Origin of the sequence: Thermoactinomyces daqus, assembly GCF_000763315.1 — a bacterium.
GTDB lineage: Bacteria > Bacillota > Bacilli > Thermoactinomycetales > Thermoactinomycetaceae > Thermoactinomyces_A > Thermoactinomyces_A daqus.
The window spans coordinates 49,285-62,481 of sequence record NZ_JPST01000021.1 but is presented as its reverse complement, the minus strand read 5'-3'; the positions used below and the strand labels follow the sequence as shown (position 1 = coordinate 62,481).

Here is a 13,197-nt window from a genome sequence, read left to right as displayed (position 1 = left end):
TTGAGAAGGCATAAATTCTTCACTCATTCTGCTGAAACCATTTGGCCAATGCTTCTTTCAACGCGGGATTTCCCTCATCCTTCTGCCGTTCCTGCTGTTTCAGATACCTGGAAATCTCTTTTCGCGAAACCATGCTCTTTTTTTCCTTGCTTTTGCGTTCCTGGAAGGAAGCGTATTTTTCGCGGTAGCCGCAAGCACACACAAAAATCCGCCCATCCCCTTCTCCGCGCAGCTCCAGCTTTTTCCGGCATTCCGGACAGCGCGCATTGGTCACGCGGGCAATTCCTTTGCGGTAACCGCAAGCGCGATCCTGGCAAACGAGCATTCTCCCTTTTTTGCTGCTGACTTCCAACAGCCGTTTGCCGCAATCAGGGCAGCGGCTGGTTGTGAGGTTATCGTGTTTAAAGTTTTTTTCGCTCTCTTTGATCTCCCGGACAACCGCCTGCGCATATTCTCTCATTTCGGCAAGGAAGGATTCCTTGTTTAATTTCCCTTTGGCAATGGCGCCCAGCTTCTGCTCCCATTCGGCGGTCAAAGCGGGCGACTTCAGCTCCTCAGGAACCAGGTCGAGCAGCTGTTTTCCCTTGGATGTGATGGCAATATGCTTGCCTTTCTTCTCGATCAGGAAACTGTCAAACAGCTTCTCAATAATGTCCGCGCGGGTGGCCACCGTTCCCAGCCCGCCCGTTTCCCCCAGCGTCCTGAGCAAATCTTTCCGCTGATTTCCCATATATTTTCCGGGATTCTCCATGGCGGCGATCAAGCTTCCTTCCGTGAACGGTTCCGGCGGTTTGGTCTCTCCCCGGGTCAATTTGACAGACCGGATCGCCAGACGATCTCCTTCCTTGATTTCGGGCAGAATCTGCTCCGGCATCCCTTCGGTTTGCTCCTCCTCCTGCCACTGGTCACCGTAAACTTGTTTCCATCCCTGCGCCCGGATCACTTTTCCGCGGGCAATGAAGGTCTCGCCGCCGATATTTGTCTGAACGGTGGTCTGCTCATACTCAAAGGGCGGAAACATCACGGCAAGGAAACGTTTGACGACGAGGTCGTAAATCTTTTTCTCCTTGGCGCTCAGTTTGTCCAAAAAGACCGGTTCTTCGGTCGGAATAATCGCATGATGGTCGGAAACCTTGCTGTTATCCACGAAGCGTTTGTTTGGCTTCAGCGATCGGGAAGCCTGGTGGGCCAGCTTGCGGTACGGGCCGACCCCGCAAGCCTCCAGCCGGTCCTTCAGAGTGTCGACGATATCGGTGGAAAGATAACGGGAATCGGTTCGCGGATAAGTCAACACCTTATGATTTTCATACAACCCTTGCAGGACGGACAGTGTTTCTTTCGCGGAAAAACCGAAGCGCTGGTTTGCCTCCCGCTGTAATTCCGTCAAATCATTTCGGTGACGATCGCTTCTTGCCCCGTTAACCGGGAAAGTAGACGCTCGCATTTCTCTTTGGCAAAACTTCGCCAGTCTTTGGTTTTGCCGTCCTGCCAGACCAACTTCAGGCCATTGGCCGTGACCGCCTCCAACCCGTAGAAGGCTCTCGGCTGAAAATTCCGGATCTCCTCTTCCCTTGCAGCAATCATCGCCAGGGTGGGCGTTTGCACCCGGCCGCAGGAAAGGCTGGCATTATGTTTGCACGTCAAAGCCCGCGACGCGTTGATGCCCACCATCCAGTCGGCTTCCGCCCGCGCCACGGCTGAGGCATACAAGTTTTCGTACTGTTTGCCGTCTCGCAGCTGCCGAAATCCTTCCTTGATCGCTTTGTCCGTCACCGAGGAAATCCAGAGGCGCTTCACCGGCTTCTTGATCCTGGCTTTTTCGATGATCCATCGGGCCACCAGCTCCCCTTCGCGTCCGGCGTCGGTGGCGATGACGATCCGCTTCACATCCGGTCGTGACATCAAATTTTTCACCTGCTGGAACTGCCGGGCCGTCTTTTTGATCACCACCAGCTTCATACGGTCCGGGAGAAGAGGCAGGTCTTCCAACCGCCAAGTCTTGTATTTCTCTCCATAGGCTTCCGGGTCTGCCAACGTGACCAGATGGCCGAACGCCCACGTCACCACATATTGATCCCCTTCCATATAGCCATTTCCCTGTTTGTGACAACCCAGCACTTTCGCTATATCTCTGCCCACGGAGGGCTTTTCTGCCAATACCACTGTTTTGCTCATCGTAACATCCTCTCACCCAACATCCGCAGTACATACTTCTATCTTAACCCTATTTCCCCGCAGATCAAGGGCGAAGATGATCTCAGGCACCATCCCCCTGCCTGTGAGGAGACTACAGGACGATTGAATGCAGGAGGAAAAGTCCGGTGCCGCGGAATCACACAAAGTTGTCCAAAGCTCAAAACTTGTTTCACTCAGCATGAAGCAAATAGTATGCACCACCCGAAAATCAAGGGAGAGAGAAAGCATGGCAAAAGGATGTGAAGATGGCTGGCAGTCTGTCCGGAGTATGCAAATAACGGTGAAGAAGCGATGTATTTAAACGCCGAATCGCTTCCTTAAAATAGCGTTTTCGGCGTTTTTTGCTGAGGATTTTATTTCAAGTGCCTCAAAGCGGTGTCCGATTCGATCTCAGACGAAGGCCGCAATGGATCAGAGAAAATGAAGATCCTCATTTTGTGCGCAAAGCATCCTCTTTCTTGTTCGTTCCCGCTGCCAGATCCCAGCCTGCCTTCGCTAGGAAAATGAAGAGAACAACATTCAGAAGCGAGGTGAGAAACATGGGAACATTATAAGGGACTCCTCCGCGGGTCATGCCGTACAAAACGGTGGCGGTGTTGATAAAACTGGTGGCACTCAATCCGACGGACAGCCAAAGCAACCTTTTGTCCTTAAGAAAGATAAATGCCAGCAAGGACAGGGCCACTGCGGGGAACAGATACCTTTCATGCATACTGACGGAAAAGGTGAAGACACCGGCAATCTGAATCAGCGCCGCCAGGAAAGCATGCTTGGCGCTGCGTCCTCTGTAATAGAGAAACCCGGTGAAAAGGGTAATGAGGACAATGAAAATCATCCCCCAGGTATAGTAACTGAAAAACAACATCACGGTTGTATCCGGCTTGTAATTGGCCCCGATCAGACTGAAGAAGTTATAAGCATTGACTGAGGCATACGGATATTCCCCGATGGTCCCGGCGAACAGTTTGACAATCCAAAGCGGACTTTGCCGGAAGGAAAAGGGCAGGATGATGACCAGAGCCGTGGCCAATGCAGTAAATGCGGCAATGAAAAAACGCTTGACACTCTTCAGCCGCACCAGCTCAAATAACAGAACAGGCAAAAAGATGATCCCTTGCGGTTTCATCAGGACGGCTGCGGCAAAAAGCGCTGCCGAGCCGTACACCCTTTTCTCCGTCAGCAACCATACCGCCACGACTACAACCCATGTGAAGAAGGAATCGACCTGCCCCCAAAAAGTGGAGTTGATGAATACTGCCGGACTAAAAAGATAAAACGCCGACAGCAGAAGGTCGGTCTCCACCGAAAGATGCTTGGCGGCCAGCCGGTAAAGGAGAGCAGCGGTGAGCAAATCGGCCGCGATGGACGGCAGCTTGATCAACAGGGTAAAATAGGAACCCAACGCCGGAAGCGAGACTGCCTTGCCAACCAGATACAAAATGTAAATGTACAAGGGTGGGTAATCGCTGGAACCATGAAGATAAAATCCACTGAAGTTTTCGGCTGCGGCCAAGGCCCAACTTTTGAAGAGATTGAGATCAAACGATTGCCCCCCGACCCATGGAGCGAGAGCCACCCTCAAGCACAAGCCGGCTCCCAACAAGCTCCACAACAAGGCCTTCTGCTGCTGAGGCGCAATCTTTCCCTTTTTGCAGAAAACACGATCGCAAGCAAAGGCAAAAGCGCCGAGAAACAAAAGGCTGTAAAGAAAAACACAAGTTCTTTCCGTTGATCGGAATTCGCCCCGCGAAAGTTGCCAAAAAAATGTTTTCCGTCCGGTGATGGATTGCCACCGTTTCTCCACATCGGATGACTGGCGGGAATCTTTTGGCCCGGGTGCGCCTGATGCATCCGGTGGCCTGAATGTTTGTGCCAGCCCGCGTGGCCAGCCGGAGGCAGATCATTGGACTGAGAGGCATCGCCACGGGCTTTCCATACGGAGAAGGCACATAACAAAATCGATGCGGCCAGGATCAGGAACAAGCCGATTCGCAACTTATGACGAAACACCGCGATTTTCATCCCCTTTTTTCAAAGCCAAATGGATGGGTTTGATGCCATTTCCACGCACTCATTATGATCGTCTGCAAATCGCTGTATTGAGGTTTCCAGCCCAAGTGCTCCCGTAAGGCCTTGCTGTCGGCCACAAGCATAGGCGGATCTCCTTCCCGGCGGGGAGCGATCGTGCTGCGGATCGCCTTTCCGGTAACGCGTCCGGCCATGTCGATGATCTCACGGACGGAATAGCCCGACCCGGTTCCCACGTTATAGCAATTTTGCGGGAGATGGCCTTCACCAAGCGCCTGAAGAGCCAAAATGTGAGCTACCGCCAGATCGAGAACATGGATGTAGTCGCGGATGCAGGTTCCGTCAGGAGTCGGATAATCATCACCGTAGATGGCGACCGACTCACGCTGTCCAAGTGCGGTTTGAAGGACAAGGGGGATCAGATGGCTCTCCGGCTGATGATCTTCCCCGATCGCCCCGTCGAGCGCAGCACCGGCCGCATTGAAATAACGCAGGGCGACCCATTTTACGCCTCGGTTCGCCCCAGCCCATTGCAAATATTTTTCCGTTTTCAACTTGGATTGCCCATAGGGATTGACAGGCCGCAAAGAGTCATCTTCCCTGATCGGGGCGGAGTGAGCCGATCCGTAAACCGCTGCCGTCGAGGAGAAAACAATGTTCCGGACTCCTTCGCGGATGACCGTTTCGAAAAAGGAACAGGATTTCATCGTATTTTCCCTGAAATACAGGTCCGGCTTTTTGACCGATTCAGAGATAAGACTTTTGGCGGCAAAATGGATCACGGCATCGATCCGATGCTTTTGCACAATCTCTTTTACTAACGATTCATCAGCAATATCCCCTTCATAAAAATAAGGGGTTTGCACCGCCTCACGGTGTCCGGTGGACAAGTTGTCCAGCACGACCACATGGATCCGGCGCTTTTTCAATTCCCGAACAGTGTGGCTGCCGATGTAACCGGCTCCCCCTGTCACCAAAACGGATTTCATCGTAACACCTCTCCCTCCATTTCCCTTTTCAAGACGTCCTCCAGATAGGAGAGAAACGGCTCTCCGAGAAAAAGAAAAGTAAAACCGTAACGGTTTCGCTCTGTCTTGGAAAACTCCCGTTCCCGCCGCTTCCATTTGAGCCAGGCCAGCGGCAGCAAATAGGCCACACTGAACAGATAGACTTTCTCTCCTGTCCATACCGCATGATGAAGCGGCAGTATAAGGAGGCCGAGAAGCATGAAAAAGGCGTTAAAGCTGGCGGTCACCAAATGGGCGGCGGGCCAGACCCCCGGCTTGCGCGCCACTGCCAGCTCGTACAGGTAAAAGATCAGCCAGAAGGCCGTTAAATATAACAGATGCCATGAATGGGAGCTTGACGTCATCAGAGCAAAACAGCAGACATAGATCGCATAAAGTGTCAGATGATATAAAATGGTCCAATTCCTTTTTTTCAAACTGATTAATACCATGCCCAGGGCGACAAACACCAGATAAGTAAACAGGCCCACTTGATTGCCAGGATCAGCTCCCAACACCGGCAGGGTGATAAAGGCCCCGATCCAACCGAGCAGGGAAATGGCCAGTGAATCATAAACGAGTGCCTGCCATAACGCCAACATGGTTACCAGCGACATGAGGAGAATCGCCATGCCGAATGACAAAAAATGATAAAAATCAAAAGCGGCATAGACGGAAGCATATAAGGTGGCAGTGCCTGCCCCGATCAGCCCCTGGGCGAAAATGGGCAACTGCTTCCGATAATAATGGCGCCCGCCTGCCAGGAGCAAAATTCCGAAGGCTCCCCCCATGAGGACGCGAACGATTTCGTTTACCCAATGATGATCAAAAGCGTACTTCACAAAAAAGACCAGGCCGATGACCAAAGCGACGGCTCCAATTCGGTTGAGCCAGCGCCCGCCGATCAGATACTCCCATTCTTTCCTGTTTCGCTTCGGACGGCTCGGCTTCTTCGCTTTTGCTTCTTTTTTCGGCACAGACTGAACCGGAACAGACGGTTTGTCCGGAACGGGAATACCCGGTTTGGCTGCGACGGGCTGGCCGGGCATCGGTTTTTCCGGTTTCGCAGCCGGTTGTGAAGCTTCGGCCGGCTCCGCTTGCGGCTTCATCTGTTTCTCAATCCGTATCACCCGTTTTTTCAGCTCGTTGACGGTGAGAAACAAATAAATCCATCCGGCCGACAGAAGAAGCAATATGAAAAAATTCAAGCGTTGTCTTACCCCCTTTTTCATCAACATTTATCCTATTATAATTGATTTACGAATTTTCTGGGTAAACTATTTCCTTTTCATTTGAATTTTTCCAGCCAGGGCTCGCGAGTGCTTTTTGTTACAATATTCAGAGGAGAGCGAAGGAGGAAAGATCATGAATTTGGTTGAGATGAGCTGGGTGCATGAACACCTGAACGACCCCCGGGTTTTGCTCGTTGATTGCCGGTTTACGCTCGGCAGTCCGGAAGCGGGAGAAAAGGCTTACCGGCAGGAGCATTTGCCGGGTGCCTTTGATCTGGAAAAGGATCTGTCCGGCAAAATCCAACAGCACGGAGGACGCCATCCCTTGCCGGACCCCGAAGACCTGGCCAAGACTCTGAGCGCGATCGGAGTGGACGAGAACATTCATGTCATCGCCTATGATGATCAGGGAGGATGTATGGCTGCCCGCTGTTGGTGGCTTCTGACATATCTGGGCCATCCGAAGGTCAGTGTGATGAATGGCACGTTTCAGCTGTGGAAAGAACGCGGTTACCCCGTTACCGCCGAGGTTCCCTCCCCCACACCGCGCAGCTTTAAACCGCACATCATAGCGGAAATGGCTGCGGATCAGGACGAGGTAAAACAAAAAATGAACCGTCAAGATACTCTGCTGATCGACTCGCGGGAACTTAACCGCTATCTCGGTCTGGAGGAACCGATTGATCCCGTCGCCGGCCATATTCCCGGGGCCGTAAACTTCTTCTGGAAAGATGTTTTGCGTCCGGACGGGCAATGGAAAAGCAAAGAGGAACTGAAACATCATTTTTCCTCTTTGCCCAAGGATAAGGAAATGATTGTTTACTGCGGTTCCGGTGTAACAGCCACGCCCAATGTGCTCGCACTGAAAGAAGCCGGATTTACGCGGGTGAAACTCTATCCGGGGAGCTGGAGCGACTGGATTTCCCATAAAGAAAATCCGATTGCGACAGGGCCGGAAAAAGGCAACGGTTGAGGCAGCCAATGAAAACGCCAAGAAGGGGCATGATCATTGCCCCTTTTTTACTTCATCATCTTTTTCAGCAACTTCAAGCCGCTTTGGCTGAAGTGGTAACGAAACGGGAAATCGATTTTCGTCGATTGTTTTACAATGCCCTTTTGGTGCGAAAAACAATCAAAACTGAATTTGCCGTGATAGCTTCCGATTCCGCTCGGGCCCACGCCACCAAACGGCAGGTACGGCGTTGCCAGATGAACCAGTGTATCGTTAATCGCCCCTCCGCCGAACGAAACGGATTCGATCACTTTTTTCCCGGTTTCCCTGTTTTCCGTAAAGAGATATAAAGCCAGGGGTTTCGGCTTCTCACGAATCACCTGAATAACCTCGTCAATCTCCTGATATGAAAAAACAGGCAAAATCGGCCGAAAATTTCTTCCTGCATCACCGGCATCTCCCATGTGACTTCGTCCAGTAAAGTAGGGGCGATCAAAAGTTTCTCTTCATCCTTTTGCCCGCCATAAATCACTTTCCCGTCGTTCAGGAAGCCGGACAGACGGGCAAAATGCTGCTCATTGACAATGCGCGTATAATTGGGGTTGACCAGGGGGTTTTCGCCGAAAGCACGGGAAATTTCCGTTTTCATCCGAATTATCAACGCTTCTTTCACTTTTTCATGAACATAGAGAAAATCCGGCGCGACACAGGTTTGCCCTGCGTTGATGAATTTCCCCCACACCAGCCGTCGCGCCGCCAGATCAATATGGGCGTCCTCCGTGACGATGACCGGGCTTTTTCCACCCAGTTCCAAGGTGAACGGAGTGAGCGATCGGGCCGCTTTTTCCATCACGATTTTCCCCACACGGGTACTGCCCGTAAAAAAGATATGGTCAAACGGCAGATCCAACAATGCCGAACTGGTCTCAACGCCACCTTCCACGACTGCGACGAACTCGCTCTCAAAAATGCCTGTCAGCATCTGGTTTATCACTTTGGCGGTATGCGGCGCCAGCTCGGAAGGCTTCAGCACGACACAGTTGCCGGCAGCGATGGCACCGATCAGCGGGGAAACCGTAAGTTGAAACGGGTAATTCCAAGGAGAAATGATCAGGCTGACCCCGTACGGTTCGGGACAGATATAGCTTCTGGAACCGAACAGCATCAAAGGAGTTTTGACCCGTTTCGGCTTCGTCCACGTTTTCAGATGTTTCATCACATACTTGATTTCTTCATAGATGACGCCCAATTCCGTCAAATAGGTTTCATACTCGGACTTATTCAGGTCTTTTCTCAGTGCGGTGATAATATCCGGTTCATAGCGGCGAATCGCATCACGCAAGAGGCGGAGTCGTTCATAACGAACCGGTGTCTCTCTTGTCTTCCCTTCGTGAAAAAAAGCCTTCTGTTTGGCAAGCAGCTCCCGCAAATGATCCACTGGCCGTACTCCTTCCCATTCCGAATTCTCTCCAACCATGCAAACGCAAACCGGAACTATGTTTCCTGCAAAAAATCGGAAATGCCGAATTTGCTCGACCATTCCCCCGCCAATCTCGTCCGGTAGGCGTCGCTGAGAAAGCGGGACGCTCCGTTGTAAATCAGCTGCAAATATTCTTTGCTCGGCTTGATCTCTTCCTGTTCTTTGTTCACAATCGTATAGGTCATTGCGCGAACCAGCTGCTCCTGAAAGCAAACGTGGACATCCATTCGCTTATATTTGCCGCTCGGAACCCCCTCCCGCTCATCCAACGGTTCCAATGCTTCAGGCGTGATCCGATATAAGACGCCTTCCACCTCTTCGCCCGGCGCAAAAACCAGATCGGCCACCCCTCCATTCCGTTTCTTGCTGAATGCACTAAAGACCAGCTGATAATCCTTCAGGACTGCTGCTCCCGCCACTTCATAATGATCCTTTCCGACCGTTTGGGCAAAGCTCTGCTCGTCCATGCACGAACCATAGGCAAAGTAATAAATCACCTGAATTCCTCCCTTGTAAAACAAACCATCATCGTTTAAATTTAAGAGAAGATTAAAAGGCGAACCCTATATTTTGAATTTTAATTCATTTCATTCGAAAGGTGAATCAAATGGTTACAACGGAAGATAAAATTTTTGCGGTTTTATGCCATGCCAGCCTTTTCTTCTTTCCTTTTCTGCTTCCTGTCATCTTGATGATGGCGAAAAAAAATTCGCCTTTTGTGCAGCACCACGCCAAAGAAGCGTTCGCATTTCATCTGTTCTCACTGGTCGCCGTGGCGGTGAGCGCGGTTCTGACGCTGGTGCTGATCGGATTTTTGCTGATTCCCCTCATCTCGCTCTTTGCCTTCTGCGCAACCATCATGGCCGTCATTCGCACGATCGGCGGGCAACTTTACCACTACCCCGTCACAAGCGGAATCGTGCATCGCCATTAGAAAAAAGCGGGCATTCCCAAATGGGTGCCCGCATGCTTCCACCGCCTTCAGGGACGGCCGGCAACCTTCTTTACCATTTCCCCCGTTCCGACAGGTACATGCCGGATGGCCAGCCAGGCCAACAATTGCGTAAATCCGATGATCAGCACAAACCAGCGAATCTGAAAAAGATTGGGGAAGGTACTCATCCACCAGATAAAAAAGAGAATCCCCGTGATCCGGCCAAGATTCAGGGCCAATTCCCGTGAAACCACACATTCAATCCGCCGCCGCGCCGCTCTCTCCGTGGCACCGATCACATCAAAGACGGAGGCCATGAGCGGAGCCGCATAAAAAGGATAGAAAAAGGCAGCGCCGACCCCCAAAATCCACAGGGATCCACTGCTGAGAGAGACGACGAGGGGAAGGATGAGAATCCCCATCATCGCCGCCCCGATCAGGAGAAAACGGTAACGAAGGGCCGGTTTCATATAACGGCTGACAATAAAAAATCCAAGACAGGAAACCGCCGATTGTACCGTAAAAAAACCGCCCAATTCCCATTCATTTTTCGTCACCACAAAAACGAGCAAACTGATCAAAAAGGTGAAAATGCCTTCGCGCAACCCTTGCGCCGCCATGGCCAAACTCACCCAGTACCAATTGCTGCCCCGCGTCCCGGCCAGTTTCAGAACGGGAAGCAACTGATACTCCCCGCGGGTGCGGCGGGATTTAAAAAAAAAGCTGACCATCACGGCACTGATGAAGATGGCTAGCGAAACCGCAAAAATGATGCGGTAACCCGCAAACTTCCCCATATGGCTGATGATGTAACCGGAAATAAACGGGGCCACGATCCCGGCAACCGATGTGAGAAAACCATTGACTCCGTTAAACACATCCCGATTCTTCCGGTCGGTGATTTCAAAATAGAGAACATTAAACGCCAGCCAGAAAAACCCCGATCCCACTCCCATCAGAATTCCCAGCCAGAATATATAATCGACGGCTTTCGTGCCCAACCATAAGACAGACAGATAAAAAACTGACAAACCGGCTACTCCCAAGCGAATTGCAATCACCCGCTCGATATGCTTGGTCATCCAGCCGGCCAACACAAAAGTGGTAGCGGCTGAGCCATAATGAATGGTATTGAACCAACTGATCAGAATCCAGTCGTTTTTTAGTTTCCATAAATAAATATTGACAAACGAACTGGACAGAGCGGATGCGATGGCAAACAGACCACTCATGAGCAAAAGCAACCAAGCTTCCCGATCAAGCCGGTCAGTTCTACCAAAGATGTGCATTGTCTCTCACCAGTCTTAGCTTAACCAAGAACTCTCCTGCACCATGCACTTTTTTTGTAAAAGCGGATGACGGCCAGGCATGTCCGGTTTTCACCACCATCATGCCGGCCGTCTTTTTTACTGCTCGGAATCTTGATTTTCTTTCATCTGCTTATATTGAATAAAGATCGCGGCAAACACAAACCCGCTTAAAAGGGCGAGGATATGGGCAAACAGAAAATGATAATCGAAGACCAGATTGATGATCAAGATGACGAGCAATCCCCTGCCGAGGAGCGGATGAATCATCCCGCGGATATACAAAAAAAGATAAACACCGACAAGGCCGTATATCGATTCAAAAGCGCCGGTGTAAACCCCTTCGGTTCCCATCAGATAAACGCCCAGATTTCCAAAGAAACCCGTCACCAAAAAAAGAAACAAGAAGGGCAGCTTTCCAAAAAACCATTCCAACTGCGGAGCCAATATGTATATGGAGAGCGCAACCACGAACAACTGCATGAAATCCACATGAACAAACAGTGAAAAAATTAACCGCCAATATTCCCCTTCATCAATCCGCCAACCGACAAAAGCCCCGTATCGTCCCCAGGTCGAGGGATCGTTCGCTTTTCCTGACAGGAGGATCATGACAAAAACAATGGTTTGAACAAGGATGATGCTGGTCACAACGGGGAAAACCTGCGGAAAGCGCTTAAGGGGAATCAACGTGTGGCGAAGCATCCCGGTCGTCCTCCTTTTTTTTGACCGCTTCTGCAATGGCCTGTCCCATCTTTAATTTGATTCCCGGCTCAGGCGAAATCATCCATTTGATGCTCTTTGGTTCAAACAGCAGAATGACGGTGGAGCCAAATTCAAACCGGCCCAATTCCGCTCCTTTGTCCAGCACTTGCGGTGACTGATAACACTTGTGGAAAGCCGCGCACTTGCAATCGGGGTTGGTGACGATATTGTCATCATATTCCACCTTGATGCTGCCGACGTTGGTTGCGCCAACCTTGACAAGCGCCATCCAGCCGAATTGGGTTTCTATGTAAGAAACGATTCGTTCATTGATCGTAAACAGACCCGGAAACAGGTTGACTCCTGTTTCATTCACCGGATATAATTCCCCCGGAATATAGGAGCATTCACGAATGACACCTTCAACCGGCATATGAATCCGGTGGTAATCGCGCGGACTTAAATAGATGGTAAGAAACTGTCCCCCTTGCAATTTGCGGACGAAGGAAGGGTGATCATTCAAAAGCTGATCAAGCGAATAGTCTACCCCTTTCGCCTGAATCAGAGTGCCTTTCTCAATCTGCCCGGCCTGGGAAACGGTTCCGTCAACAGGGCTCACGATCACGTCATCCCCTGCGGCAATCGGCCTGGCTTCAGGTGTCAGTTCCCTGACAAAAAAATCAAGCAGGTTTTGGAATTCATGCAACGGTTTGCGAACCGGCTCGAGATCAATATCAAAATAACGGATGTAGACAGGTATGAGATGGCGGCTGAGCGGATGCCGGGCAAACTTCCCCATCAGCCGGGATATTGCTTTTTTCGGTAAGCACCGCCAAAACATCGTTGATACCGTTTGCTTCATAAAAGCCTCCTTTGGTTTTGATGAGCTTGGCAAAAAAAGGGAGAAATAAATCACCTGCCCCCGGGCACTCTATCTAACAGGAGGTGATACGAATGGATCAACAAAGCAAAACCAATGCACAACAAGTTCGTGCCCAAAACCAGGCATCCAAACAAAGCCCGGGTGGATATCAAAGCTATAAAAATGAGTTTGCTTCCGCTGCCGGTACGAGCGCAAGTGCTGCAGGTGCTGCAAACAAGGGTTTCCAAAATGAGTTTGCTTCCGCTGCCGGAGCAAGCGCAAGCGCTGCAAACAAAGGTTTCCAAAACGAATTCGCTTCCGCTGCCGGACAAAACACCAAAGCAGCTGCTTACAAAAACGAATTCGCTTCCGAAACTAGCGCACAACAAGTTCGCCAACAAAACAGCCAATCCATGGCTCAAAAAAACAAACAATAATTGCGTATCACTTCTTTACAGATAAGTCCCATCTGCTCAGGTAGATGGGACTTATTT

At 50.8% G+C, this 13,197-nt stretch carries 10 protein-coding genes and 3 pseudogenes; 3 read left to right on the top strand and 10 right to left on the bottom strand.

Going from position 1 to position 13,197, the window contains the following annotated elements; all coding sequences use genetic code 11:
* Window positions 1–19: 19 nt before the first annotated feature.
* The 5 genes and pseudogenes from topB to JG50_RS0110230 form a co-directional block, all read right to left on the bottom strand.
* Window positions 20–1,671, bottom strand: a pseudogene (gene topB, locus JG50_RS18225) (DNA topoisomerase III).
* Window positions 1,672–1,833: 162 nt separating this feature from the next.
* Window positions 1,834–2,175, bottom strand: a pseudogene (locus JG50_RS21090) (toprim domain-containing protein); the annotation flags it as partial.
* A 451-nt stretch (window positions 2,176–2,626) separates the two neighbouring features.
* The gene (locus JG50_RS0110240; RefSeq protein WP_160173849.1) at window positions 2,627–3,808 is read right to left on the bottom strand and encodes a glycosyltransferase 87 family protein; all 1,182 of its coding nucleotides are present in this window, start codon (window positions 3,806–3,808) and stop codon (window positions 2,627–2,629) included.
* Window positions 3,809–4,214: 406 nt separating this feature from the next.
* Window positions 4,215–5,213, bottom strand: a complete 999-nt coding sequence (gene galE / locus JG50_RS0110235; RefSeq protein ID WP_033101022.1) for a UDP-glucose 4-epimerase GalE — start codon at window positions 5,211–5,213, stop codon at window positions 4,215–4,217.
* Entirely contained in the window at window positions 5,210–6,439 is a 1,230-nt protein-coding gene (locus tag JG50_RS0110230) for a DUF2339 domain-containing protein (RefSeq protein WP_160173848.1), read from the bottom strand. The genes galE and JG50_RS0110230 overlap by 4 nt, the downstream gene beginning before the upstream one ends.
* A gap of 154 nt (window positions 6,440–6,593) precedes the next feature.
* Here JG50_RS0110230 and JG50_RS0110225 point away from each other — a divergent pair, with 154 nt between their 5' ends.
* Window positions 6,594–7,436, top strand: coding sequence for a sulfurtransferase (locus JG50_RS0110225; RefSeq protein WP_033101168.1), 843 nt, complete (start codon window positions 6,594–6,596; stop codon window positions 7,434–7,436).
* Between the two features lie 47 nt (window positions 7,437–7,483).
* Here the strand turns inward: JG50_RS0110225 and JG50_RS18220 are convergent.
* Window positions 7,484–8,892, bottom strand: a pseudogene (locus tag JG50_RS18220) (aldehyde dehydrogenase).
* 17 nt (window positions 8,893–8,909) lie between these two features.
* Window positions 8,910–9,392 (bottom strand): gamma-glutamylcyclotransferase family protein, encoded by a 483-nt coding sequence (locus tag JG50_RS0110215; protein ID WP_052154189.1) that lies wholly within the window; start codon window positions 9,390–9,392, stop codon window positions 8,910–8,912.
* Window positions 9,393–9,502: 110 nt separating this feature from the next.
* Here JG50_RS0110215 and JG50_RS0110210 point away from each other — a divergent pair, with 110 nt between their 5' ends.
* Entirely contained in the window at window positions 9,503–9,829 is a 327-nt protein-coding gene (locus JG50_RS0110210) for a DUF4870 domain-containing protein (protein WP_033101020.1), read from the top strand.
* 47 nt (window positions 9,830–9,876) lie between these two features.
* Here the strand turns inward: JG50_RS0110210 and JG50_RS0110205 are convergent, their stop codons facing one another.
* From JG50_RS0110205 to asd, 3 genes are all read right to left on the bottom strand, one after another.
* Complete coding sequence (locus JG50_RS0110205; protein ID WP_052154188.1) at window positions 9,877–11,118, bottom strand: MFS transporter; 1,242 nt, start codon at window positions 11,116–11,118, stop codon at window positions 9,877–9,879.
* Window positions 11,119–11,235: 117 nt separating this feature from the next.
* Window positions 11,236–11,841, bottom strand: a complete 606-nt coding sequence (locus JG50_RS0110200) for a rhomboid family intramembrane serine protease (RefSeq protein WP_033101019.1) — start codon at window positions 11,839–11,841, stop codon at window positions 11,236–11,238.
* Complete coding sequence (gene asd / locus JG50_RS0110195) at window positions 11,813–12,703, bottom strand: archaetidylserine decarboxylase (protein WP_052154187.1); 891 nt, start codon at window positions 12,701–12,703, stop codon at window positions 11,813–11,815. The genes JG50_RS0110200 and asd overlap by 29 nt, the downstream gene beginning before the upstream one ends.
* A gap of 92 nt (window positions 12,704–12,795) precedes the next feature.
* Here asd and JG50_RS20990 point away from each other — a divergent pair, with 92 nt between their 5' ends.
* Entirely contained in the window at window positions 12,796–13,140 is a 345-nt protein-coding gene (locus JG50_RS20990; protein ID WP_033101018.1) for a hypothetical protein, read from the top strand.
* Window positions 13,141–13,197: the final 57 nt, after the last annotated feature.

What these genes read in the sequence shown, in the direction of transcription:
- galE (WP_033101022.1), bottom strand. Translation starts at nt 5,213, where the DNA reads ATGAAATCCGTTTTGGTGACAGGGGGAGCCGGTTACATCGGCAGCCAC.
- JG50_RS0110210 (WP_033101020.1), top strand. Translation starts at nt 9,503, where the DNA reads ATGGTTACAACGGAAGATAAAATTTTTGCGGTTTTATGCCATGCCAGC.
- JG50_RS0110205 (WP_052154188.1), bottom strand. Translation starts at nt 11,118, where the DNA reads ATGCACATCTTTGGTAGAACTGACCGGCTTGATCGGGAAGCTTGGTTG.
- JG50_RS0110200 (WP_033101019.1), bottom strand. Translation starts at nt 11,841, where the DNA reads ATGCTTCGCCACACGTTGATTCCCCTTAAGCGCTTTCCGCAGGTTTTC.
- asd (WP_052154187.1), bottom strand. Translation starts at nt 12,703, where the DNA reads ATGAAGCAAACGGTATCAACGATGTTTTGGCGGTGCTTACCGAAAAAA.
- JG50_RS20990 (WP_033101018.1), top strand. Translation starts at nt 12,796, where the DNA reads ATGGATCAACAAAGCAAAACCAATGCACAACAAGTTCGTGCCCAAAAC.